Here is a 26,146-nt window from a genome sequence, read left to right on the forward strand (position 1 = left end):
CGAGCCCAGCCAACCATCTAAAATCGTCGTTGTTTGTCGTAATAGCAGTGCATGACTCGGCCGGGTCCTAGACCCGGCCACCTGAAACGATTGTCACTCAATATTCAAGGAAGGCGGCATGCTCGGCGAATTGCCGCTTTTGCCAGCAAAAAGAGTGGAAGAATACCTTAGCCGCACCAAGCGATAAAACTCACGCTGCGGCTGCGACCCACAAAGGCGGGCGAAAATAAGTCGTTTAAATGTGTAATGGGAATTCTCACACGTATTGCTTTTTGAAGAATTCATTCCGACCCCGACGAATAAGCATTAAGAAAAAATCAAGAGCATGGACTCCCATGCATATATCCGCTAAATTCTTTCATCAAGTCAGAGAAAACCACTTTACCCCTTGTTACCAATAAAAAAATCAAGCGTCAACACTTTTGTTGAATTTTCAGCAACAAGATCGCGCGCTTTTTTTTCGTCATACTTCGAGTTGCCCCTTGTTGGCTGCGCCCGCTCGCCCCAGTCACATCATCGCCTTAGTTCCTGAGGGCCCCGCTCGCTTGCCGCCGAAAAAACAACCGCGATAGCGGGACCCTTCACTCGCCGCCGCCGGTGCTCCATTTCGGTTAATAATAGCTTTGCCGCGATTTCATTGCACCCATTTGGTGCATCACCCCTATGGCCTTCCCACCTGGCCTTGCCACGAGTTTCCATAAAGCGGCCGCTGGCGCGCTTTATGCATGGAGCTGATATCCGTTCAGCTAAGTCAGCAAAGGTATGCCGATGATAAGAATCAATCTTGCCGGGTCGCCGTTTTTTGATGAAATGCTTAAGGCTGACGGAACGCACCGCAGCCATTACAACGCTTATTGGCAATGGCTACAGCAGGCCGATCAGCAGGCCATTCAGCAAAAAAAGGAAGAAGCCGAATTATTGTTCCACCGGGTGGGCATCACGTTCAATGTCTATGGCGAGGAAGGCGGTACCGAACGGCTGATTCCGTTTGACAGCGTACCGAGGATCATTCCAGCCAAGGAATGGCAGTGGATGGATCGAGGTATCCGTCAGCGGGTCAAGGCGCTGAACGCGTTTCTTTACGATATTTACCACGACCAGCATATTCTCAAAGCGGGGATCGTGCCCACTGAGCAGGTGCTGGCTAATGATCAATATCAGCCCTGTATGCAGGGGGTGGATCTTTACAACGATATTTATGCCCATATCGTGGGTACCGATATGGTCCGCAATAGCGATGGCCACTATTACGTACTGGAGGACAATCTACGCACGCCGTCCGGCGTCTCCTATATGCTGGAGAACCGTAAAATGATGATGCGGCTTTATCCGGATTTATTCGCTAGCCAACATATCGCGCCTGTTGAACGCTATCCCTTCTATTTATTGCAAATTCTGCGGGAAAGTTCGCCGGAGGAAGATCCCACCGTAGTGGTCATGACGCCGGGCCGTTTTAATAGCGCCTATTTCGAGCACAGCTTCCTGGCGCAGCAAATGGGTGTCGAACTGGTTGAAGCCGCGGATCTGTTTGTCAAACAGGGGGCGGTTTATATGCGTACCACCGAAGGTCCTTGCAAGGTGGATGTCATCTATCGCCGCATTGACGACGCGTTTATCGATCCGCTAGCATTTCGCGCCGACTCCACCCTGGGCGTCCCTGGCCTGCTTTCGGTATACCGCGCCGGTGGCGTGATCCTGGCCAATGCCATAGGCACCGGCGTGGCGGACGATAAATCCATTTATCCCTATGTGCCGGAGATGATCCGCTTTTACCTGTCGGAAGACCCCATCCTGGGCAACATTCCCACCTGGCAATGCCGCGATCCGAAAGCATTGTCTTATGTGTTGGCCAATCTGGAGAAGTTGGTGGTCAAGGAAGTCCATGGCGCGGGCGGATACGGCATGCTGGTGGGGCCTAAAGCGTCTAAGGCGCAACTGGCGGATTTCCGCCAACGGCTGATCGCCATGCCGCACAACTACATCGCCCAGGAAACGCTGGCGCTGTCAACCTGTCCGACGTTTGTGGAAGAAGGACTGGCGCCCCGCCACATCGATTTACGCCCCTTCGCCCTGACCGGCGAGGAAATACGGCTTGTGCCGGGCGGATTGACCCGCGTGGCGCTTAACGCCGGCTCGCTGGTGGTGAACTCCTCTCAGGGCGGCGGCACCAAGGATACCTGGATAATGGAGGATGACGAATGCTAAGCAGAACCGCCAGCGAATTGTATTGGATGTCCCGTTATCTGGAACGGGCTGAAAGCATCGCCCGCGTGCTGGATGTGACCTATAAATTGTCGCTGATGCCCATTCGCAGCCAGCAGAACGATGATTTGACCTTGCCTTTAAACCTCACCGGAACCCATAGGCTGTTTGAGGAACATTATCCCCGCCTGGGCATGTCCGGTTTGCTCAATTTTTTTTCACTCGACGACCGTAATCCCAGCAGCATCTACAGTTGTTTTCAGATGGCCTGGAATAATGCCCATTCGGTACGCGGCAGTCTGTCATCGGAGGTGTGGGAAAGCATCAATGCCTCCTGGATTGAAATGAAAATGATGCGCAGTAAAGGCGTGGCGAAAATCGGCACCGACGCGTTCTTCGATTGGGCCAAAGAACGGGCGCATCTGTTCCGGGGCGCGATGTTCGGTACATTGTTGCGTAATGACGCCCTGTGTTTCATTCGCCTTGGCACCTTGATCGAACGGGCATACGCCACAGCGCAATTGCTGGTGCTTAAAGACCAGCAATTGGACGGCGATCCCGACCCGGTACGGGAATATTACCGGCTGGACACGTTGCTACGCGCCGTGAGCGCCCGCGAGGCTTACCACAGCCTTTACCAGAATCCCATCAGCCGCGAAACGGTGGCCGAATTGCTGGTGCTGCGCAACGATATGCCCCGCTCGCTGCGTGCCTGTGTCGGCGACGTCGTGCAACAGCTTGAGCGGATAGGCGGTCAACGGGCCAACATTCCGCGCCGGCTGGCGCACACCCTGAACGTCGAGCTGCGATTCAGTACGCTGGAAGAAGTCCTTGAACAGGGCCTGCAAAATTACATGATGCAGTTTCAGGGAAAAATCAATGCCCTGGCGGACAGTATCAACCACACCTATCTGGAGGCGCTATGAAATTGGCCGTCGATCACCTGACCCATTACCGCTATGATCATGAAGTCAAGTTCAGTACGCAATACTTGCGCCTGACGCCACAGAGCACGACGCGCCAGCGAATTGTCGAGTGGACGCTAAGCCTGCCGGAACAGTCGACCGAAGGCACCGATGCGTTTGGTAATATCCTGCATGTGCTGACCCTCGACCGCCCGCATGAAATGATCGCCATTCGCGCCAGGGGGCTGGCGGAAATCGCCGATGACGGCGAAAATATCAACGAGGAGTGCGGTCCGCTGTCGCCTCTGGTATTCTTACGCTTCACCGCGCTGACCCAGCCCGATGAAGCCATACGGACATTTGCGGCCCGGATTTACCGCGAGCAGGCCGCGCTTGAGAGCCTGCAGGAACTGATGGCGGAAGTCCGGTTGCGGATGCCTTATACGCCGGGAGCCACCGGGGTGCAGGATACCGCCGCTAAAGTGTTCGCCGACCGGCACGGGGTCTGCCAGGATCATACCCATGTTTTCCTGGCGTGTTGCCGTAGTCTGCATATCCCCGCGCGCTATGTCAGCGGGTATATTTACAGCAGTGATACCCGGCACGTGGCGATGCATGCCTGGGCGGAAGTGTGGTTGAGCGAGCGGTGGCGAAGTTTCGACATCACCAACAATACCTGCAATCCTGGCCAGCACTTGAAACTGGCGGTGGGTTTCGATTACCTGGACGCCTGTCCGGTGCGGGGTTCGCGCATCGGCGGCGGTTATGAAGAAATGTACTCCGAAGCCATCGTGGAGCAACCCGAGGGACGGCAGGCCGTTAGCCAGCAGCAACAATGATTTTTTTAAGGATGTTTAGATGACTTACTGTGTGGCGATGCGCCTGTCGGGCGGACTGGTTTTCGCTTCCGACTCCCGTACCAACGCCGGGGTGGATCACATTTCCACTTTTCGCAAGCTGCATGTTTTGCATCAGGACAGTGAGCGGACGCTGGTGCTGCAAAGCGCCGGCAATCTGGCGACCACCCAGAGCATTTTGAATCTGTTGCGTTACCGGGCCCGGGATCCGGAGCGGGCTAATTTGTTGAACGCGGCGTCGATGTACGATGCCGCCTGCCTGGTGGGCGAAACAGTTCGCGAAGTGATTCATCGCGACAGCACCGCCCAGCAGAACGGCAGTACGACCGATTTCCGCTGCAATATACTGCTGGGTGGTCAGATAACCGGCGAGCCGCCGCGGTTGTTCCATATCTATCCCGAGGGCAACTTTATCGAAGCCACCGAGGATACGCCTTATTTTCAGATCGGCGAAAGCAAATACGGCAAACCCATCATTGATCGGGTACTGACCTATGAGACATCGCTTGAACAAGCCATGTGCTGTGCCCTGATCTCCATCGACTCCACGCTACGCAGCAACCTGTCGGTGGGCCTGCCGCTGGACGTGATGATTTACCGGCGCGACAGTTTCGCCAGCGATGAACAATACCGCATCACCGAGCAAAACCCCTACTTCGCGACTATCCGCAAAGCCTGGGCCGAAGGGCTGTTGAACACGTTCCTGGGCATGCCGCCGCTGGACCTGGCGGAAGCGGAAGAATAGTCCCGCCCCGGCGCCGACGGCCAATGAGCGCAAAAGCCGACAGACACCGTATATGCCGGTCTTGCATCAAGTTGCCTTTTTGTCGGCTGCCCCCGCCCGCCCCTGTTCTGTCATTGCCAGCCGTAACGGCGCACATACCAGCCTTTCATTCCTTGCACCAGCAGCATATATGAGGCCAGGATCGCCGTCAGCCATAGGAAATAGGCCGGCGGCAGCGCCTGCAGATGCAGAAATCCCGCCACGGGCGTGAAGGTCATGCCAACGGTCAGCACGATAACCACCAATGCCGTCAGGCCCAGCGGCCAGGACGGCCGGCTCTGCAGGAACGGGATTTTACGTGTTCTGAGCATATGCACGATCAGGGTTTGCGAAAGCACGCCCACCACAAACCAGCCGGTCTGAAACAGAGTCTGTTTTTCCGGCGTATCAGCTTTAAAGACAAACCACATCAGGCAAAACGTCAGGATATCGAATATCGAGCTTATCGGCCCGAAATAGACCATAAAGCGCCCGAGGTCTTCCGTGCGCCAGCGCTGGGGGCGGCATAATTGATCCTCATCGACCCGGTCGAACGGCACGGCGATTTGCGAGACGTCGTAGATCAGGTTTTGCACCAACAGATGCAACGGCAGCATTGGCAGAAACGGCAAAAATGCGCTGGCCACCAGCACGCTGAACACATTGCCGAAATTTGAACTGGCGGTCAGCCGAATATATTTCAGCATGTTCACGAAGGTACGGCGGCCTTCCACCACTCCTCGCTCCAACACCATCAGGCTCTTCTCCAACAGGATGATGTCCGCCGCTTCCTTGGCGATATCCACCGCCGTATCCACCGAGATGCCAATATCGGACGCCCGCAGCGCCGGCGCATCGTTAATGCCGTCGCCCATAAAACCGACGACATGGCCCTCGTCGCGCAGGATGCCCACTACCCGCGCTTTTTGCAGCGGCGTCAGTTTGGCGAATACGGTGGTTTGCCGGGCCGCCGTCGCCAGGGTCCGATCATCCATTTGTTCGATATCGCCGCCGGTCAGCACGCGATTAACGTCCAGCCCCACATCCCGGCACACTTTGGCGGCCACGCGCTCATTGTCGCCAGTCAGGATTTTCACGGCCACCCCATGGTTTCTCAGCGCGTCCAACGCCGGACCGGTGCTTTCTTTCGGCGGATCGAGAAACGCGATATAGCCTTCCAGGATCAGGTCCGATTCGTCCGCCCGGCCGAACTCGCTGCGTTGCGCGGGCATTTCGCGGCTGGCCACCGCCACCACCCTGAGGCCCTGACGGGTCAAATCGCCGGTGACCTCATGGATATCCCGCAACAGCGGCGCGGTCAACGGCACGATTTCCTCCTCATGGCGGACACGGCCGCACACGCCGAGCATTTCCTCCAGCGCGCCCTTGCAAATCAGGTGGGGAATACCGTCATCGCCGGCCACGACCACCGACATGCGGCGGCGGGCGAAATCAAAGGGAACTTCGTCAATCTTGCGCCAGCGTGCCGACGCCAAATCGGGATAATCGGCCGCTACGCTGTCCAGCACCGCGGTATCCAGCAAATTTTTCAGTCCGGTTTGATGATAGCTGTTGAGCCAGGCGTTTTGCAGCACCCGATCGCTGCGCCGACCAAACACATCGGTATGGCATTCCAGCACAATTTTATCTTGGGTCAGCGTGCCGGTTTTATCGGTGCAAAGAATATCCATGGCCCCAAAATTCTGAATGGCGTCCAGCCTTTTGACGATGACTTTCTGGCGGGATAACTGTACCGCGCCTTTGGCCAACGAGGACGTCACAATCATCGGCAACATTTCCGGCGTCAGACCCACCGCCACCGACAGGGAAAACAGAGCCGCTTCCCACCAATCTCCTTTGGTGAAACCATTAACCAGCAGCACGACCGGCGTCATCGCCATCATAAACCGGATCAACAACCAGCTCACCCGACTGATGCCCGCCTGAAAAGCGTTGGGCGGCGCCGACTGGCGGGTGGCATGGCCGGCAAGCTGGCCGAACCAGGTGTTGTCGCCGGTACTCATCACCAGCGCCAGCGCGGTGCCACTGACCACATTGGTGCCCATAAAACACAGATTGGCGCATTCGAGCGGGTTATTGCCCGCCTCGGCCTGGACATAGGCGCTTTTTTCCACCGGCAGGGATTCCCCGGTCAGCGAAGCCTGGCCGATAAACAGGTCTTTCGCCTGCAAAATTCTCAGATCCGCCGGTATCATGTCGCCGGCCGCCAATTTGACGATATCCCCCGGCACCAATTGATCCAGGGGGATTTCCCGATAACGGCTTTCACCGCTGCGATCATCGGCGCGCAATACCGTGGCGGTATTGCTCACTAACGCTTTGAGGGTATCGGCGGCTTTGTTGGAACGCGATTCCTGCACGAAATACAGTAAGGTGGCGATGGCCACCATCAGGGCGATGACCGCCGCGCCGGTGCCATCATCGGTACCGTATGAGACGATGCCCAACACCGTCAGCAGCAGATTAAACGGGTTGCGATAGCATTGCCAGAGATGGCGCCACCAGGGCAGCGGCTGTTCGCCGGCGATGCGGTTATCGCCATGCCGTTGGCGGGCCGTATCGGCTTCGCGGTCGGTCAATCCCTCCGGATGGCTGGCGAACCGCTGATAAAGCCGCGGTTCATCTTGCCCCGCGCATTCCAGGCACAACCGGGTCAATGCCGCGGGTATGGCGCGGCTCTGGTTTTTCGGCAGTCCTTCCAGCATAACGTCCCGCTGGAACAGACGACGGGGTAAACGACGGAAGAGCTGAGTGAACAGCCGCCGGGTGACGTGTAATACCATGCTGTCTTCCTCGCCCGCGTGACGTCGACCACGATCGGGCAATGCAAGTTTTCAGCAGAAAGCGACGCTTCTGCCTACCGTTAATCACCCGGTAAGGCAGTCGCGAAAAGGCGGGGATATACCTTACCGGATGGGCGAATGATCTTCAGATTTAGGTGCGGGGTCCATAAAGGTTGAACACCTCCGGTAAAGGGAAAATATCTGTGATAACAACATATACTCGTGATGCTTCACGTCGCCGCTGGTTGGCCGCGATGCAACGTGCATTTTTCCGAGTACAGAATCTGTTAGGGGGACGACGGCGTCATCCGATGGGCACGCTCTCGGCAACCGTGTAGCCGGCATGATCGTTAAGCGAGCCTACTATTAAGCGCTGCGCAGTATACAGGATAAATGTTAAATAAAACATAAACGATTCGCCGTTTATCGCACAAAGTTCATTGCATGCTATTTCGGCCCACGAAAATTGCGCTGGCCCGGAGCGTCTATCACGCGCATACTGCCGGCGTTAAAAAACGGGAGCGCCGGGCCGGGCAGCCTCCATATCCTGTCATTACGCTGAAAAATCGAGCTGGTTAACTCTTCGGCCGGAGGTCGGTTTTTTTGAGCGAAGTCAAGTTTCCTGCCGACACTCTGGACCATACTCTATATCTAGTGTCAGACGTACTATTATTAAACTAGATATTGTGGTCATTCTTCCGCCCCCAGGTTTTAGTCTCCGGCCGCATCCCGCCGGAACACCGCCGGCGCCGGGATGGCCCTTACCCCATTCTGGCGTACAAGGAGTCGCATCGTGAAACCGGTAGTGATCAAACGGGACGGTTGTCAGGTCAATTTCGACCAAACACGTATTTGTCAGGCGGTCATGCATGCCGCGCAGGCCGCCGGCGTAAAAGATGACGATTATTGCGCAACCATCGCCGCGCTGGTGGCTCAGCAAATGAACGGCCGATCCCACGTGGATATTCGCGATATCCAGGATGCCGTGGAAAATCAATTAATGGCCGGCCCCTACAAGCAACTGGCTCGTTTGTATATTGAATACCGCCATGATCGCGATGTGGCCCGCGAAAAACGCGGCCGGTTGAATCAGGAAATCCGCGGACTGGTGGAACAGAGCAATGTGGCCCTGCTCAATGAAAATGCCAATAAGGACAGCAAGGTCATTCCCACCCAGCGGGATCTGTTGGCCGGTATCGTGGCCAAACACTACGCGCGGCAGCACATCCTACCGCGCGATGTGGTCCTGGCCCATGAACGGGGGGAAATTCACTATCACGACCTGGATTATTCACCGTTCTTCCCGATGTTCAATTGTATGCTTATCGATCTGGAAGGTATGCTGACCAAGGGCTTTAAAATGGGCAACGCGGAGATCGAGCCGCCCCGCTCGATTTCAACGGCCACCGCCGTAACGGCGCAGATTATCGCCCAAGTGGCCAGCCACATCTACGGCGGCACCACCATCAACCGTATTGACGAAATACTGGCGCCCTATGTCGCCGCCAGCTACGACAAGCACCGCAACACCGCCGCGCAATGGAAAATAGCCGATGCGGAAGATTACGCCCTGGCCCGTACCGAAAAAGAGTGTTACGACGCTTTCCAGTCGCTGGAATATGAAGTCAATACCCTGCATACCGCCAACGGCCAGACGCCATTCGTCACCTTCGGCTTTGGTCTGGGCACCAGCCGCGAATCACGGATGATACAGCAGTCTATCCTGCGCAATCGTATCGCCGGTCTGGGTAAGAATCGTAAAACCGCCGTGTTCCCCAAGTTGGTGTTTGCCATCCGCGACGGCGTAAACCACAAATTCAGCGATCCGAATTACGATATCAAACAGTTGGCGCTGGAATGCGCCAGCAAACGGATGTATCCGGATATTCTCAATTACGATCAGGTGGTGAAAGTCACCGGGTCGTTTAAAACCCCCATGGGATGCCGCAGTTTCCTCGGCGTCTATGAAGAAAACGGCAAGCAAATTCACGACGGGCGTAACAATCTGGGAGTAATAAGCCTGAATTTGCCGCGTATCGCCCTTGAGGCCAAACGGGATGAATCCCGCTTCTGGGCGTTGCTGGACGAGCGTCTGGCGCTGGCCAAGAAAGCCTTGATGACCCGCATTGCCCGCCTTGACGGCGTCAAGGCGCGCGTGGCGCCAATCCTGTATATGGAAGGCGCCTGCGGCGTGCGTCTGAAGGCCGACGATGACATCGCTGATATTTTCAAGAATGGCCGCGCTTCGATTTCGCTGGGTTATATCGGCGTTCATGAAACCATCAACGCGCTGTACGGTACCGAGACCCATGTGTTCGACAACGCCCAGTTGCGCGGCAAGGCGGTGGCGATCGTCGCCCGCCTGCGCGCCGCCACCGACCAATGGAAAAAGGAAACCGGCTATGGCTTCAGCCTGTATAGCACGCCGAGCGAAAATCTTTGCGATCGCTTCTGCCGCCTTGATACCGCCGAGTTCGGCATCGTTGAAGGCGTAACCGATAAGGGGTATTACACCAACAGTTTTCATCTGGATGTGGAAAAACAGGTCAATCCCTACGATAAACTGGACTTCGAAGCGCCCTATCCGCCCTTGTCCAACGGCGGTTTTATCTGCTATGGCGAATACCCCAATTTGCAACACAATCTGAAGGCGCTGGAAGATGTCTGGGATTATAGCTATACCCGCATTCCTTACTATGGCACCAATACGCCTATCGATGAGTGTTACGAATGCGGCTATACCGGCGAGTTTTCCTGTACCAGCAAAGGCTTTACCTGTCCGAAATGCGGTAACCATGATCCGGCCAAGGTCTCGGTAACACGGCGGGTTTGCGGCTATCTCGGCAGCCCGGACGCCCGGCCGTTTAACGCCGGGAAACAAGAAGAGGTCAAGCGGCGGGTGAAACATATGCCAAGTGGGCCGTTGGGCTAAACGCCATGAATTACCATCAATACTATCCGGTGGATGTCGTCAACGGTCCCGGTACCCGCTGTACGCTGTTCGTGGCCGGCTGCGAACATCAATGTCCGGGCTGTTACAATAAAAGTACCTGGCGGCTCGATTCCGGCGTGCCGTTCACCGAGGCCATGGAAAATCATATCATTCAGGATTTACGGGACAGCCGGATCCCGCGGCAGGGCCTGTCGCTTTCCGGCGGCGATCCTTTGCATCCGCGTAATGTTCCGGCGGTGCTGCATTTGGTACGGCGGGTGCGCGACGAATGCCCTGGCAAGGATATCTGGGTCTGGACCGGTTATACCCTGGCTAGTCTCAACGAGGCTCAAAAGCAGGTGGCGGATGAGATAAACGTCCTGGTGGATGGCAAGTTCGTACAGGAACTGCGCGATCCGGCCCTGCTCTGGCGAGGAAGCGCCAATCAAGTCATCCATTATTTGCGCTAAAGGGGATGTTTGCCGGCGCCGGGGGCTATCCCTCCGCGCGCCGTTTTTGCGTGCCCGAAACAGGTTGAGTGATCGAGATATTTTCCTCTTTGTCAATTAACGCAAATTCTATGGACATCCCGTCGGTGTCGCTTGAATAATTGATGCATATCAATAACACCTAAGCGCTTTTCGCGTTCACTACGGCCATTGACAGCAGTATACAGCCGGCGGCATTACCCGTCGTGGCGGTTGCCAACCGTCTGCAACACCGGTACCGGCCAGTTTCAAAAGGAAATCATGTCGTATTCCGCATCAGTCACAAAATTCATGGACAAGTTCCGCTGTCGTCGGCGGCGGGTTTTTGCCCTGATTTTGCTGGCCTTTTGGCTGTTGTTGAATTCGCAATTGGCGCTGGCGGGCCATCAATGCTCCATGCCCGTTACCGCCCTGCCGGCCACGCTGGAACATACCGAGCGGATGCTGCATGACGATGCCCCTGACCAACAGGCCGGTCAGCCGGGATTACTTTGCGACAAACACTGTGTGCCGGATTGCGTCCATAAAGATAACCAACACGCGCCTTTCTCCGTTTTGCCCAGTCCTACCGAGTTACGGCTAGCCGACTGGCGGGAAACACCCCAAACCCTTAGCGCCGACTGGCTAACGCCACCCATTGCGGGGCCGCCGGCAGAAATTCGTTTCTGCCGGTTCAGAGAATAAACCCGGACATAACGCCGATGGTTGTCCGCGCCCCCGTGTCGCGGACGGTATTTGACTTATGTTTAGGATTCCTCCATGAAACCCGTATTGATGTGTATTTTAACGACGTTAACGTTTGTCGCCGCCCCGGCGTTCGCCGATGATATGGCCGGCATGGACATGCATACTATGCCCGGCATGGGCCAGGGGACATCCGTCGCGGATATGTCCGCCGATACCGCTACCGATTACCATTCCCAGGGTACCATCCTTCGCTTGGGCGACGGCAAAATCGCCATCGCCCATTCGGCGATCCCGGCGCTGAACTGGCCGGCCATGACCATGACATTCGCCATCCCCGCCCAACTTGCCCAGTTGGGATTAACACCAGGCGACCAGGTGGAATTCAGTTTCCGCCAGACTGAACAGGGTTATCAACTGACCCGCATCCAGCCCATGCAACCTTAAGCGAGGACCATCATGCAATCACCATGCTCTCATCGGGCGTGGTTGGTCCTCATGCTGCTCACTTCCGCGTCGACGTTTGGCGCGGAACTGAACCTGGATGAGGCGCTAACCCGCGCCGAGCAGTATTCATCGGCACTGTCCGCCAATCGCCACGAACGGCAGGCTCTGACCAACGAAGCCGATTCCGCCGCGCAGTTACCTGATCCGAAGCTGGAGTTCGGTGTGGAAAACCTGCCGTTGGGCGGCGACAATGCCCATCGATTGACCCGCGAAGATATGACCATGCAGCGTATCGGGATTCAGCAACGTTACGTCAGTCGTACCAAACGGCAGCGTAAAGCCGAAACTTTCCAGGCGCAGGCCGCCGTTTCGGCGGCCGACTTCCAGACATTGCGCGCCCGGTTACAGCGGGATACCGCCCAGGCGTGGCTGGATTTAACCCTGGCCCGTCAAGGCGCCGATCAAGCACGGGGGCTGTTGGCGGAAAGCGAACGGCAAATCGCGGTGCAACAGGCGGCGGTGGCGGGCGGAGGCAGCCCCGCATCGGTTCTGGACGGTCGTCTGGTGCTGATCGATATGCGTAATGCGGTATCCGATGCCGATCGGGACGTCACCGTGGCGCAGGCGAGACTGATGCGGCTGACCGGCGATGCCCAGGTCGATACAACCGGCGCAATGCCGCGTTTTGAACGACTGCCCGCCGAGCCGCAGGTACTGATGCAAGGCGTCGAACAGCATCCGGAGGTTTTGCAGGCCCGCCGCGAATCGGAAATGGCTCAGGCCCGTTCCGCCCAGTCGGCGGTGGCGGCCATACCCGATGTCGGAGTGGAAGTGTATTACGGGAAACGCGCCGACCGGCTTGATGATATGGCCGGCATTATGTTTACCGTGGATCTGCCGCTATTCCAGTCCCAACGTCAGGATAAAGATCATGCCGCCGACCAGGCGCGGGTCTTCGCCGCCAACGACCAACTGGCATCGACCGTGCGGGATCACACAGAACAGCTCAATGTGCTCATTGCGCAATATCAGGCCGCCCAGTCGCGCTGGCAACGGCAGGGAAACGACGTACTGCCGCTACAACAGCAGCGTTTACGATTGACCCAGGCGCAGTACCGCGCCGGCAGCGCCACCTTGGCCGAGATGCTCGGCGCCCGGCGCGCCCTGCTGGAAAGCGGGCTGGAAGAAAATCGCGCCGCTCGTGATCTGGCGCGGAACTGGGCCGCCATTCGTTACCTTATCCCGCAGGAGACCAGGCCATGAGCGCTTTTCGTATGAGCCGTTTCACGCAATGGATATTGAGCCTGGCGGTTCTCTTGACCGCATTCGGCGCGGGCTACCTATTACGCCAGACGCGGCCGTTGGCCGCCGCTTCGGCCCAGCCGCCGACCCTGGCCGCCGGCGCGGGCGGAGAGAGAAAAATACTTTACTGGTACGATCCGATGTCGCCGGGGCAACGGTTCGACAAACCGGGGAAATCGCCGTTTATGGATATGCCTTTGAAACCACGCTATGCCGATGAGGCCGCGGAGGAAGGGGGCGTCACGGTCAGCGCCCGGCAGCAGCAGAACCTGGGAGTTCGGCTGGCGAAAGCCGAACAGCGGACGGTGCGCACACCGCTGGATGCCTTCGGTACGGTCAGCATTGATGATCGCGGCATACAAATCATCCCCGCCAGAGCCGATGGGCTAGTGGAAAAACTTTATGTCAACGCCGAACAGCAGCAGGTGGTTAAAGGCCAGCCGCTGGCCCGGTTATGGATCCCGACGTGGAGCGCCGCGCAGCAGGAATATCTGGCGGTACGCCGGTTAGGCGATCCGGAATTGACCCGCGCGGCGCGTCAGCGTCTGCAATTGCTGTTTATGCCGGACGATATTATCCGTTCCGTTGAGAAAACCGGGCTACCGCAAACCCGTATCGATATCCGCGCGCCGCAACAGGGTTTCATCAGTAAACTGGATGTGCGGGAAGGCAGCCAGGTCACCACGTCGCAGGCTATGTTTGAACTGTCCTCGTTGGACCCGGTCTGGGTGGTGGCGGATTATCCCGAATCGCAGGCCGGCGCCATCACGCCGGGCAGCGATATCGTCGCTGTGACGGCCCGCTGGCCGGGTAGTACGTTTCACGGCCGCGTCAGTGAAGTTCTGCCGGTAGTGGATAACGCCACACGCACTTACCGGGCGCGTATTGCCGTCGAAAACCGGGATAACCGGCTTCAGCCCGGTATGTATCTGAATGTTCGCCTGGCGCGCGACGCCGGCGGCGAGAGTGTGGTGGCCATACCTCAGGATGCGCTGATCCAGACCGGTAGCCGTAATACGGTATTGCTGGCGGAAGGCGACGGCCATTTCCGGCCGGTGAACGTGGTCGCCGGACGTGAGTTCGACGATTGGGTGGAAATACGCCAGGGTTTGCATGCCGGCGAACAGGTCGTGGTTTCCGGTCAGTTCCTGATCGATTCCGAAGCCAGCCTGCGCAGCGCGTTACCACAAATGGCGGGAAATCCCTCTTCTCCAGCGAAAAGCCCGTCGCCGAAAACCGGCGATGCCATGGCCGATATGCCGGGCATGGCGCCGATGCCTGAATTCAATGACGCCCCGGCGTCGGCCAAGTCCCGGACGGCCCAGCCCCAGGGGCGGGAATATGCCACCGAAGGCGTGATTGATGCCATCAGCGGCCATTTAGTGACGATGTCCCATCATGCCGTGCCGGACTTGGGCTGGCCACCGATGACCATGGACTTTGCCTTGCCCGCCTCCGGTTTGCCCAGCGGCCTCGCAGTGGGAAGCAACGTGACGTTTCGTTTTGTTCTTGACGATGGCGGCGCCCGCATTACTCAACTGGCGCCGGTGAGGAGCGAACAATGATTGCGTTTATTATTCGTTGGTCGCTACGTAACCGGTTGCTGATATTGATGGGCGCGCTGCTGCTCACGGCCTGGGGGATTTGGGCATTGCAACGGATGCCGGTGGACGCGCTGCCGGATCTTTCCGATGTGCAGGTGATAATTCGCGTGAATTACCCAGGTAAAGCGCCGCAGGTGGTGGAGGACCAGGTGACTTACCCGCTGACCACCACCATGTTGTCGGTGCCGGGCGCCACAACGGTTCGCGGCTTTTCCATGTTCGGCGATGCCTACGTCTATATTTTGTTCGAGGAAGGTACCGACCCTTATTGGGCGCGCTCGCGGGTGTTGGAATATTTGAGTCAGGCGCAATCCAGCCTGCCGCCTGAAGCCAGGGCCAGCCTGGGCCCGGATGCCACCGGCGTCGGCTGGGTGTATGAATATGCCTTGGTGGACAAAACCGGGCGCCGCAGTCTGGCCGATTTGCGCGCATTGCAGGACTGGGTCTTGCGGTTCGAACTGAAAACCGTCCCCAATGTCTCGGAAGTGGCCAGCGTCGGCGGCATGGTGCGTCAGTACCAGATCGTATTAAAGCCCGACCGTATGCGCGCGCTGAACGTCACCCACCAACAAGTCATCGATGCCGTCAGACAGGCTAACCAGGAAGGCGGCGGGTCGGTGCTGGAAATGAATGAAGCCGAGTATATGGTCCGAACCTCCGGTTACCTGAGATCCGCGCAGGATTTCGAGCATATCGTCATTACCTCCCGCGGCGGCGTGCCGATACTGCTGTCCGATGTGGCCGATTTGCGCCTGGGGCCGGAGATGCGGCGCGGCGTGGCGGAACTGAACGGCCAGGGAGAGGTGGCTGGCGGCATTATCGTGATGCGCTATGGCAAAAATGCCCTGGACACCATTAACGGCGTCAAAAGCAAGCTTAATGAAATCCGTCGCAGCCTGCCGCAGGGTGTGGAGATCGTGCCGGTTTACGACCGTTCCACCTTGATTAAACAGGCTATCGAAACGCTTTCCCACAAACTGGTGGAAGAGTTTATCGTGGTCACGCTGGTCTGCAGCTTGTTTCTATTCCACTTCCGATCGGCGCTGGTGGCGATTATCACTTTGCCGCTGGGCATACTTGGCGCGTTTATCGTCATGCATTACCAGGGAGTCAACGCCAATATCATGTCGCTGGGCGGGATTGCCATCGCTATCGGCGCGATGGTGGATGCGGCGATCGTGATGATCGAAAACATGCACAAGGTACTGGAAAAGTGGCGGCACGGGCACCCGGGGCAAACCCCGGCTGGCGCGGACTATTGGCGGATATCCGCCCGCGCGTCGACCGAGGTCGGGCCGGCGCTGTTTTGCAGCCTGCTTATTATCACCTTGTCATTTATCCCGGTGTTTTCGCTGGAAGCGCAGGAAGGCAGGATGTTCGGCCCCCTGGCGTTTACCAAAACCTATGCCATGGCGATCTCCGCCGGATTGGGCATCACACTGGTACCGGTATTGATGGGGTATTTCATCCGCGGCCGTATTCCGGACGAAAACGCCAATCCCATCAACCGGGGGCTCATCGGTTTGTATCGGCCGTTGCTGGAAAAAGTGCTGCAATACCCCAAATCGACGCTGGGATTGTCGCTGGCGCTGCTACTGGCGACCACTTATCCCTTAAGCCGTCTCGGTACCGAGTTTATGCCGTCCCTCGACGAGGGCGATCTGTTGTATATGCCGTCGACGCTACCCGGCATCTCGGCCAACGAAGCCGCCCGTCTGTTGCAGCAAACCGATCGACTTATCAAGACGGTGCCGGAAGTGGCGACGGTGTTCGGTAAGGCGGGACGCGCCGAAACCGCCACGGATCCGGCCACGCTGACCATGTTTGAAACCGCGATTCATTTTAAGCCGAAAGATCAATGGCGTCCGGGCATGACCACCGACAAACTCATTCAGGAGTTGGATCGGACCGTGTCTTTGCCCGGTGTCGCCAATGTCTGGGTACCGCCTATACGTAACCGGCTGGATATGCTGGCCACCGGCATCAAAAGCCCGGTGGGCATCAAAGTCAACGGTAACAATATCAATGACATCGAAACAGCCGCCCAGCAAATAGAACGGGTGGTCAAGTCCGTCCCCGGCGTGACGTCGGCGCTGGCGGAAAGGTTGAATGGCGGGCGCTATATCGATGTGGACATCGACAGGGTAAAAGCCGCCCGTTATGGCGTATCGGTGGCGGAACTGCAATCCATCGTGGCATCCGTGGTCGGCGGCGACAATATCGGCGAAACCATTGAGGGCCGGGAACGCTACCCCATCAATGTGCGCTATCCCCGTGAAGTCAGGGATTCAGTACAAAAGCTCAGGGATCTGCCGGTCATCACCGCCGGCGGCGCCCAGGTGGCGTTATCCGATTTGGCGAATATCCGGGTATCGGATGGCCCGCCGATGCTCAAGAGCGAAAACGCCCGTCTGTCCGATTGGATTTACGTGGACCTGCGCGGGCGCGACCTGAAATCGGCCGTGGATGCCATGCAGAGGGCGGTGGCGCGGCAAGTCACATTACCGGACGGTGTTTCCGTCAGTTGGTCGGGACAGTTCGAATACCTGGAACGCGCCAGCGCCAAACTGAAAATCGTGCTGCCCTTTACGCTGGCGATCATTTTTGTCCTGCTGTATATCACCTTCGCCCGGGTGCGGGATGCGCTGCTGATCATGGGAACCTTGCCGTTTGCCTTGATAGGCGGCGTTTGGCTGCTTTATCTGCTGCACTACAACCTTTCGGTGGCCGCCGCGGTGGGATTTATCGCCCTGGCGGGGGTCGCGGCGGAATTCGGCGTCATCATGGTGTTATACCTCAACCACGCGATGGAAAAATACCGGATCGCCGGCCAGCCTTTGACGGAATCGCAAATGCTGGCCGCTATCCGCGAAGGCGCCGTACTGCGGGTGCGGCCCAAAGTGATGACGGTAGCGACCATTATGGCCGGCCTGCTGCCCATCATGTGGGGCGGCGGGGTCGGTTCGGAGGTCATGCAGCGCATCGCCGCGCCCATGATCGGCGGCATGGTCAGCGCGCCGCTACTCTCGATGTTGGTAATACCGGCGCTTTACCGGCTGTTGCATCGCCACGGTTGACGACATCCCCCTTTTGAGGGGGGTGTTTGTATCATTGCCCGGCCCTCTCTGGGACCTGTCCCCGTTAGGGCCGCGGCTAAGCGCCGCACGCGTTGCCTATGACAACGAGGATTGCGGCGTTTTTACCGTTAACGCGGTTTTCTCGAAAGCTTGCGCCTTTTCATGGTCAAACTGGTTTTCCCACTTGGCGATAACCAGTACCGCCAGGGCGTTGCCCACCACATTCAGCGCCGTGCGCGCCATATCCAGCAGGCGATCCACGCCGGCGATAAATGCCAGTCCCTCAAGGGGTATCCCCACGCTGCCCAGCGTCGCCAGCAATACCACGAACGACACGCCCGGCACGCCGGCGATGCCCTTGGACGTCACCATCAGGGTCAGTACCAGGAGGATTTCCTGGCCAATGGACAGATCAATACCATAGAGCTGGGCGATAAAGATGGCCGCTATGCTTTGATAAAGGGTGGAGCCATCCAGATTGAAGGAATACCCGGTGGGTACCACAAAGCTGGTTACTGTTCGGGACGCGCCATAAGCTTCCATTTTTTCCATGATACGCGGCAGCACGCTTTCCGAACTGGCGGTAGAGTAAGCCAGAATCAGTTCTTCTTTGAGAATGCGCAGCAATACCCAAATCCGTAATCCGCATAACCTGGCCGTGGTTCCCAGTACCACAAACGCAAAGAAGATGATTGCCGCATACACCAGCAGCACCAGCCGGGCCAACGGCAAAAGCGAGGCGAAACCGAAATTGGCCACCGTCGCCGCGATCAGGGCGAAAACCCCGACGGGGGCATAACGCATGATCATATGGGTCACGTTAAACATTGTGGACGCCACCGCTTTGAATACGTTAAGCAGCGGCGTGCGGGTTTCGTCCGGCAGCGCGGCGAGACCAAGGCCGAATAACACGGAGAAGAAAATAATCGGCAGCATATCGCCATGGACCATGGCGGTAAAAATATTCGACGGTACCAATGACAAGATGGTGCCGATCAAACCGTGCCCCTCGCCCTGCACCTGTTCGGCGGTTCGCTCATAGCGCGAAATATCCGTCGCCGCCAACGTTGACATATCAATGCCATGTCCCGGCTGAAAAACATTGGCGAACGTAATGCCCGCCACTATAGCAAGGGTGGTGATCACCTCGAAATAAACCAGCGTCTTAAGACCCAGCCTGCCTAATTTCTTGGCGTCACCGACGCCAGCAATGCCCACTACCAGCGTGGAAATCACAATAGGCACAACGATCATCTTGATCAAACGGATAAAAATCTCCCCCGCCGGAGAGAGCAGATTGGCGATGAACCACTCTCTGCTTTCCGCCTGATTGTGCAGTATCGCCCCGACAGCGATTCCCAATATGAGGGCCGCCAGGATTTGCCAGGCGAGACTAGACATTAACTTTTTCATAACAATTTACTTTCCCCAGAATGTTCCCCGCCAGGCCGGATGCTCTTGAAGTACCGCTTTGTTCTCGCTTATCTGCGCCAACCGACCGTATCGCCGCGGGGAGAGTTGCCAATCCACGTCCTGAACAGGACGCCATTCTGTATCATCTGGAAAAGCCGCAGGCAAGCACTGATTTATGGCGACTTCGCCCTTGTTTTACGGCAATACCGGGAATTAAATCGGTAATACAATTCAATATATTGTTATAGAAGAATTTATTTTTGTCACATCGCTAATTTTCCTAACGCATCCCTTGATGAAATTATCGGCTTTTATTTTTGCTGCGCGACCTGATCAATCAGTGATGCCGTTCACCAAATCAGCGAATAAGTATGATAAATATCCCTGTTGAGACCGAAAAAAAACGTAGTGAAATGACATTACTGAGCGGAATTATTAAATCCACAACAAATATGCGTGATCGACCGCTCAAAAAGAAAACAAAGCTGCCGCGGCTGGTTTAATTAACTTAAGTTTGACATATCATTAACATCTACAGGAGGAAACCATGAGCCAACCGCATATTTATCCGATCCCGCCCGACATCGCGCAGCATGCCCTTATCACTGCAGAACAATACCGGCAGCTTTACCGCAGGTCGGTGGCGGAACCCGAGGCGTTTTGGGGCGAGCATGGCAAAATTATCGATTGGATAACCCCTTATACCCAGGTAAAAAATACCTCATTCGACCCCGGTCATATCCGTATCCGCTGGTTTGAAGACGGGACGTTGAACGTTGCCGCCAATTGCCTGGATCGCCATCTGGCGGAGCGCGGCGACCAGACGGCCATCATCTGGGAGGGGGATGACGCCGCCGAAGGCCGGATACTGACTTATCGCGAGCTGTACCGGGAGGTTTGCCGGTTTGCCAATGTACTTAGGTCGCAGGGTGTGGCCAAAGGGGATGTGGTGGCGCTGTATATGCCGATGGTGCCGGAAGCGGCAATCGCCATGCTGGCCTGCGCCCGTATCGGCGCCATCCACTCGGTGATTTTCGGCGGGTTTTCCCCCGAGGCGATAGCCGGTCGAATCGTCGATTCCAGCGCCAAAATCATGATTACCGCCGACGAGGGCATTCGGGCGGGCCGGAAAATTCCCTTGAAAAAGAACATCGACGACGCCCTGAAAAACCCGGCGGTAAAAACCCTACAACGGGTTATTGTCCTCAAACGCACCGGTAAGCCGGTGGATTGGCAACCGGAGCGGGATCTATGGTGGCACGACGCCATGGACGTCGCGGACGAGAACTGTCCGCCGGTCGCCATGAACGCCGAAGACCCGCTGTTTATTCTTTATACTTCCGGCTCCACCGGTAAACCGAAAGGCGTATTGCATACCAGCGGCGGTTATCTGGTTTATGCCGCCATGACCTTCAAATATGTCTTCGATTACCATCCCGGCGATATTTACTGGTGTACCGCCGATGTCGGCTGGATAACCGGACACAGCTATCTGTTGTATGGACCCCTGGCCTGCGGCGCCATTACCCTGATGTTCGAAGGGGTGCCCAATTGGCCCGATGCCAGGCGCATGGCGCAGGTGGTGGACAAACACCGGGTCAATATCCTTTATACCGCGCCGACGGCCATTCGCGCCTTGATGGCCGAGGGAGACAAAGCCATTGAAGGCACCCGCCGCGATTCTTTGCGCATCATGGGGTCGGTGGGCGAGCCCATCAATCCGGAAGCCTGGGAGTGGTATTACCACAAAATCGGCAATAGCGCCTGTCCGATTATGGATACCTGGTGGCAAACCGAAACCGGCGGTTTCATGATCACGCCATTACCGGGCGCAACGCCGCTGAAAGCCGGTTCGGCCACCCTGCCGTTTTTCGGCGTACAGCCGGCGCTGGTGGACAACGAGGGCAATCTTCGGCAAGGCGCCGCCGAAGGAAACCTGGTGATGGTCGATTCCTGGCCGGGCCAGGCCCGAACGCTATTTGGCGATCATGAGCGCTTCGAACAAACTTATTTCTCAACATTTAAAGGCATGTATTTCAGCGGCGATGGCGCCCGGCGTGATGAAGACGACTATTTCTGGATAACCGGCCGGGTGGACGATGTACTCAATGTCTCCGGACACCGTCTTGGCACCGCGGAAATCGAATCGGCGCTGGTTTCCCACCCTAAAATCGCCGAAGCGGCGGTGGTGGGAATTCCCCATAACATTAAAGGGCAGGCGATCTACGCTTACATCACGCTGAATCATGGGGAGCAACCGACACCTGAACTTTACAATGAAGTGCGTGGCTGGGTTCGCAAAGAAATCGGCTCCATTGCCACGCCGGATATCCTGCACTGGACGGATTCATTGCCCAAAACCCGCTCGGGCAAAATTATGCGGCGCATTTTGCGCAAAATCGCCGCTGGCGATACCGGGAATTTCGGCGATACCTCCACGTTGGCGGATCCCGGCGTAGTAGAAAAGTTACTCGAAGAAAAACAATCCATGAATGTACCTTCCTGACACTTTTGCCGCCCGCGGGCGGCATCGCCAATCTTTACCTCGACCCCATACCGGAGATGCCAAGATGAATGATGTCATTTATCAGAGGATAGAGAATAACCCCCACTTCAGGCAGTTGGTGGCGAAACGGCAACATTTCGCCACCTTACTTTCGGTTATCATGCTGGTGCTGTATTTCGGTTTGATTCTATTAATTGCCTTTGCGCCGGGCTGGCTGGGTACGCCTGTTTATGAGGGTACCAGCGTGACCCGGGGTATACCGCTGGGTATCGGTCTGATCATTGTGTCGTTTATCCTGACCGCTATTTACGTGGCGCGCGCCAACGGCGAATTCGACCGTCTGACCAAGCAATTACTGAGCGAGGTACGCTACAATGGCTAACCTTGGCAAAATCGCGGTTGCACTACTGTTGTCGGCGCCGATACTGGCGCAGGCGGCGCCGCAAAGCTCCCGTCCCCTCAATGTCGAGGCCATCGTCCTGTTCGTCCTGTTTGTGGCGCTGACCCTGTACATCACCTATTGGGCGTCGCAACGCACGCGCTCTCGCAAGGACTATTATACCGCCGGCGGTAATATCACCGGCCTGCAAAACGGACTGGCCATCTCCGGCGATTTCATGTCGGCGGCCTCTTTCCTCGGTATTTCCGCGTTGGTTTATACCTCGGGTTACGATGGTTTGATCTATTCGTTGGGATTTCTGGTGGGTTGGCCGATCATTTTATTTCTGATCGCCGAACGGCTACGTAACCTTGGCCGTTATACCTTCGCCGATGTGGCGTCTTATCGGTTGCGGCAAAAGCCTATCCGGTCGCTATCGGCCTGCGGCTCCCTGGTGGTGGTCGCGTTGTATCTCATCGCCCAGATGGTGGGGGCCGGCAAGCTAATCCAATTGCTGTTCGGGCTCAATTATCATGTGGCGGTGGTGCTGGTGGGTATCCTGATGGTTTTGTATGTCTTGTTCGGCGGCATGCTGGCCACCACATGGGTGCAAATCATCAAAGCGGTATTGCTATTGGCCGGCGCCAGTTTCATGGCGCTGATGGTCTTGAAAGCCGTGAATTTCAGTTTTGACGACCTGTTTTCCCAGGCGATGAAAGTCCATGCCAAAGGCCCGGCCATTATGCGTCCCGGCGGTTTGGTCTCTGATCCCGTGTCGGCGCTGTCGCTGGGCCTGGCGTTGATGTTCGGCACAGCCGGGCTGCCTCATATCCTGATGCGGTTTTTTACCGTGCAGGATGCCAAAGAAGCCCGTAAGAGTGTCTTGTACGCCACCGGTTTTATGGGCTATTTCTACTTTCTGACTTTCATCATCGGCTTCGGCGCCATTGTGTTGGTGAGCGCCAATCCAGCCTTCAAAGACGGTACCGGCGCTTTAATTGGCGGCGCCAATATGGCGGCAATCCACCTGGCGAACGCGGTGGGCGGCAATTTCTTTCTGGGATTCATCTCAGCGGTGGCGTTCGCCACTATACTGGCGGTGGTGGCCGGTTTGACGCTGGCCGGCGCATCGGCGGTGTCGCATGATCTGTATGCCAGCGTGATCAAGCAAGGCAAGGCCAGCGAACGGGATGAACTGAAGGTTTCCAAAGTCACTGTCATGGTCCTGGGCCTGGTGGCCATCGGTCTGGGTGTCTTATTTGAAAAGCAGAATATCGCCTTTATGGTGGGACTGGCCTTTTCCATTGCCGCCAGTTGTAATTTCCCCATCATCCTGCTTTCCATGTATTGGTCGAAACTGACGACCCGGGGCGCCATGATCGGCGGCTGGTTGGGGCTTTTGACCGCGGTAACGCTGATGATTCTCGGACCGACCATTTGGGTGCAGGTGCTGGGCCATGCCAAACCGATTTATCCTTATGAATACCCGGCGCTGTTTTCCATGCTGATTTCATTTATCGGTATTTGGTTCTTCTCAATAACGGACAATTCGGCGCAAGGCAGTCAGGAGCGGTCGTTGTTCTTCGCCCAATTCATCCGATCGCAGACCGGTATTCGCGAAGCGCAAAATCCGCCGCCGCAAGCCGATCCCATCGCGACGATCCGTTCAACGGTACAGTAAGTCCACCGCTGTCCGTCCCCAGGATGGACGGCGGGAATCACAGCCTAACCGATGCCGGCCAGGGGCCGGTCCGCTGGCGAACGCTTATTGCCAAGGGATGCGCCGGCCGATCTGCGGCGAAAGCCGCCGCAACGCCCCTAAGCCGCCTTCATCGTTACCACAGGATCCGGCCTATTATCGGCGCAATCAATACGGTCAGCACACCGGCCAGCATCATCACCAAACTGGCCACCACCCCCTCTTGCTGGCCCATTTCATAAGCACGCGCCGTGCCCGCCCCATGCGAAGATGCCCCTAAGCCCGCGCCTTTGGCGATTTTGACCCGAATCGATAACCGCAAAAATACGATGTCGCCTACCGCCATACCGAACACCCCGGTTACCACGGTGAATAACGCCACCAGATCAGGCTGGCCGCCCACCTGGCTTGCCGCCGCCAGCGCGAACGGCGTCGTGATGGAGCGGACCGACAGACTGCGCTGGATCACTTCGGGCAAGGCCAGCAGGCGCGCCAGCCAGACCGAACTCAACACCGCCATACTGGTGGCGGCCAGCACGCCGGCGTGAAAATCAGAGGCGCCAGCGGCAGATAGTGAAACCGGCGATACAGAAATTTATTCGTGAAATACAAGAGCAACGTCACAAACAAACACATTATGCCGAGGATAAAATTAGCCATGATGGGGTTTTTTACGCGCCTGTTGTAATTCGAAACGATAAATCCGGTCCACCACCAGACCGGTTGTGCCCATGACCAGCACCGTACTCACGGCGATCACCGCAAAAATCCGCCAGCCGTCCACCATAAGCAACTGGGTGTAGTTCACCACCGCCACCACCGCCGGCACAAAAAACAGCAACATTTCCGCCAACAGCCAGCGCGCGCCTTCGCGCACCCAACGTACCGGTAAAATCCCGCTGAAGATCAACACCAGCATCATAAACATCCCCACCACATTGGCGGGCAGCGGCAAATGGTAACGACTGACCAATTGCTGGGCGATGATGAACAAACAGACGTACAAAACCAATTGAATAAGCAACGGAATATTGATTAAGCGAAACGGTACGGCCCTACCCGCGGGGGATAACATGGACTTTCTCCATAAAATAACGTGGGGATAGTATAGGCGGAGCGACAAATTTGCTTAAAATGAATTAAAATTATGTTAATCATTACTGAAAGGAATGGTAATGGATATTCGCACGCTGCGGTATTTCGTGGAAGTGGTCAAACGGCAAAGTTTCACCCGCGCAGCGGAATCGCTGTTCGTTACCCAGCCCACCATCAGCAATTGCCTGAAACAATTGGAAGACGAACTGGATCGCCCTTTACTGATCCGTGAGGGGCGTCAGTTGCTGCTCACCGACAGCGGCCAGGCCGTCTACCATCATGGTCTGGCCATCCTGGATGCGTTCCACCAGCTTGAAGCGGAGCTGGAGGACATCGGCTCATTGAAAAAAGGCCGGTTAAGACTGGGGATCCCGCCGATGGTGGGTACTCAGGTCGCGGATTTGATTAGCGAATTTCGTCGGCACTATCCGGGTATCGAACTCCAGATAGCCGAGTTCGGCGGTTTGACCGTCCAACAAGCCGTACTCACCGGCGAATTGGATGTGGCCCTTACCGCCCTAACCAACGAAACCGACACCAGCTTGAATATACAGCCGCTGTTCAGTCATCCGCTTTATGCCGTAACGCCGCGCGAGGATCCCTGGCTGCGTCGCGCCGCCGTGTCGCTGGCGGAAATCGCTGAATGGCCGGTGCTGATTTATAACGAAGGCTTCGCTTTGCACCGGCATTTGCTTAAAGCTTTCCAGGCCGAGGGGTTATCGCCGCAGATTGCGGTGCGCAGCGGGCAGTGGGACTTTCTGGCCTCCATGGTGCAAGCCGGTATCGGTATTGCGATATTGCCGGAGCCTATCTGCCAGCGGTTGGATAAAGACCGGCTGATGTGGCTGCCGGTGGCGCCGCGGATGATGTGGCAATTAGGGCTACTGTGGCGTCAGGGCGTATACCTGCCCCATAGCGCCCAGGCCTGGATTGCCGCCTGCCGCCGGCACTGGCCCCGGCACGATGAGCCTGTCGCGGGGAATTGAGCG

19 protein-coding genes are annotated in these 26,146 nt (G+C 56.9%); 15 read left to right on the plus strand and 4 right to left on the minus strand.

Annotated features, from left to right (window positions below):
- Window positions 1-768 precede the first annotated feature (768 nt).
- From FCN80_RS20730 to FCN80_RS20745, 4 genes are read left to right on the plus strand one after another with little or no spacing between them, the layout of a single operon-like run.
- On the plus strand, window positions 769-2,205 hold the full coding sequence (locus FCN80_RS20730; protein WP_136992255.1) for a circularly permuted type 2 ATP-grasp protein: 1,437 nt from the start codon (window positions 769-771) through the stop codon (window positions 2,203-2,205).
- Entirely contained in the window at window positions 2,199-3,128 is a 930-nt protein-coding gene (locus tag FCN80_RS20735; protein WP_136992256.1) for an alpha-E domain-containing protein, read from the plus strand. Before FCN80_RS20730 ends, FCN80_RS20735 begins: the two co-directional genes overlap by 7 nt.
- Window positions 3,125-3,946: a transglutaminase family protein gene (locus tag FCN80_RS20740; protein WP_136992257.1), complete on the plus strand. Its 822-nt coding sequence runs from the start codon at window positions 3,125-3,127 to the stop codon at window positions 3,944-3,946. Before FCN80_RS20735 ends, FCN80_RS20740 begins: the two co-directional genes overlap by 4 nt.
- A 19-nt stretch (window positions 3,947-3,965) precedes the next feature.
- Window positions 3,966-4,709 (plus strand): proteasome-type protease, encoded by a 744-nt coding sequence (locus FCN80_RS20745; protein WP_136992258.1) that lies wholly within the window; start codon window positions 3,966-3,968, stop codon window positions 4,707-4,709.
- A 110-nt stretch (window positions 4,710-4,819) separates the two neighbouring features.
- Here FCN80_RS20745 and mgtA read toward each other — a convergent pair whose 3' ends face one another.
- The gene (gene mgtA / locus FCN80_RS20750; RefSeq protein ID WP_136992259.1) at window positions 4,820-7,531 is read right to left on the minus strand and encodes a magnesium-translocating P-type ATPase; all 2,712 of its coding nucleotides are present in this window, start codon (window positions 7,529-7,531) and stop codon (window positions 4,820-4,822) included.
- A gap of 793 nt (window positions 7,532-8,324) precedes the next feature.
- Between mgtA and nrdD the strand changes: the two genes are divergently transcribed.
- From nrdD to FCN80_RS20785, 7 genes are all read left to right on the plus strand, one after another.
- Window positions 8,325-10,463, plus strand: a complete 2,139-nt coding sequence (gene nrdD / locus FCN80_RS20755; RefSeq protein ID WP_136992260.1) for an anaerobic ribonucleoside-triphosphate reductase — start codon at window positions 8,325-8,327, stop codon at window positions 10,461-10,463.
- A 5-nt stretch (window positions 10,464-10,468) separates the two neighbouring features.
- Complete coding sequence (gene nrdG / locus FCN80_RS20760) at window positions 10,469-10,933, plus strand: anaerobic ribonucleoside-triphosphate reductase-activating protein (protein ID WP_136992261.1); 465 nt, start codon at window positions 10,469-10,471, stop codon at window positions 10,931-10,933.
- Between the two features lie 279 nt (window positions 10,934-11,212).
- Window positions 11,213-11,635, plus strand: coding sequence for a hypothetical protein (locus FCN80_RS20765; protein ID WP_136992262.1), 423 nt, complete (start codon window positions 11,213-11,215; stop codon window positions 11,633-11,635).
- Window positions 11,636-11,710: 75 nt separating this feature from the next.
- Complete coding sequence (locus FCN80_RS20770) at window positions 11,711-12,082, plus strand: copper-binding protein (protein WP_230492826.1); 372 nt, start codon at window positions 11,711-11,713, stop codon at window positions 12,080-12,082.
- 51 nt (window positions 12,083-12,133) lie between these two features.
- Window positions 12,134-13,345 carry a TolC family protein gene (locus tag FCN80_RS20775; protein WP_230492827.1) on the plus strand — a complete coding sequence of 404 codons (1,212 nt, stop codon included), beginning with the start codon at window positions 12,134-12,136 and terminating at the stop codon, window positions 13,343-13,345.
- Window positions 13,342-14,949, plus strand: a complete 1,608-nt coding sequence (locus tag FCN80_RS20780) for an efflux RND transporter periplasmic adaptor subunit (RefSeq protein ID WP_230492828.1) — start codon at window positions 13,342-13,344, stop codon at window positions 14,947-14,949. The genes FCN80_RS20775 and FCN80_RS20780 overlap by 4 nt, the downstream gene beginning before the upstream one ends.
- Complete coding sequence (locus tag FCN80_RS20785; protein WP_136992264.1) at window positions 14,946-18,065, plus strand: efflux RND transporter permease subunit; 3,120 nt, start codon at window positions 14,946-14,948, stop codon at window positions 18,063-18,065. Before FCN80_RS20780 ends, FCN80_RS20785 begins: the two co-directional genes overlap by 4 nt.
- 96 nt (window positions 18,066-18,161) lie before the next feature.
- Here FCN80_RS20785 and gltP read toward each other — a convergent pair whose 3' ends face one another.
- A complete protein-coding gene (gene gltP / locus FCN80_RS20790) occupies window positions 18,162-19,478 on the minus strand; it encodes a glutamate/aspartate:proton symporter GltP (protein WP_136992265.1) in 1,317 nt (438 codons plus the stop codon).
- 547 nt (window positions 19,479-20,025) lie between these two features.
- On the opposite strand from gltP, the gene acs reads away from it, so the two are divergent.
- The 3 genes from acs (at window position 20,026) to FCN80_RS20805 (ending at window position 24,044) form a co-directional block, all read left to right on the plus strand.
- The gene (gene acs / locus FCN80_RS20795; protein WP_136992266.1) at window positions 20,026-21,984 is read left to right on the plus strand and encodes an acetate--CoA ligase; all 1,959 of its coding nucleotides are present in this window, start codon (window positions 20,026-20,028) and stop codon (window positions 21,982-21,984) included.
- A gap of 64 nt (window positions 21,985-22,048) precedes the next feature.
- Entirely contained in the window at window positions 22,049-22,366 is a 318-nt protein-coding gene (locus tag FCN80_RS20800; protein WP_136992267.1) for a DUF485 domain-containing protein, read from the plus strand.
- On the plus strand, window positions 22,359-24,044 hold the full coding sequence (locus tag FCN80_RS20805; RefSeq protein WP_136992268.1) for a cation acetate symporter: 1,686 nt from the start codon (window positions 22,359-22,361) through the stop codon (window positions 24,042-24,044). Before FCN80_RS20800 ends, FCN80_RS20805 begins: the two co-directional genes overlap by 8 nt.
- A gap of 154 nt (window positions 24,045-24,198) precedes the next feature.
- Here FCN80_RS20805 and FCN80_RS20810 read toward each other — a convergent pair whose 3' ends face one another.
- Window positions 24,199-24,600 (minus strand): LrgB family protein, encoded by a 402-nt coding sequence (locus FCN80_RS20810; protein WP_306767910.1) that lies wholly within the window; start codon window positions 24,598-24,600, stop codon window positions 24,199-24,201.
- A gap of 114 nt (window positions 24,601-24,714) precedes the next feature.
- Entirely contained in the window at window positions 24,715-25,137 is a 423-nt protein-coding gene (locus FCN80_RS20815) for a CidA/LrgA family protein (RefSeq protein WP_136992269.1), read from the minus strand.
- 100 nt (window positions 25,138-25,237) lie between these two features.
- Here FCN80_RS20815 and FCN80_RS20820 point away from each other — a divergent pair, with 100 nt between their 5' ends.
- On the plus strand, window positions 25,238-26,143 hold the full coding sequence (locus tag FCN80_RS20820) for a LysR family transcriptional regulator (RefSeq protein ID WP_136992270.1): 906 nt from the start codon (window positions 25,238-25,240) through the stop codon (window positions 26,141-26,143).
- Window positions 26,144-26,146: the final 3 nt, after the last annotated feature.

Origin of the sequence: Martelella alba (assembly GCF_005217455.1) — a bacterium.
Taxonomy (GTDB): domain Bacteria; phylum Pseudomonadota; class Gammaproteobacteria; order Enterobacterales; family Enterobacteriaceae; genus Acerihabitans.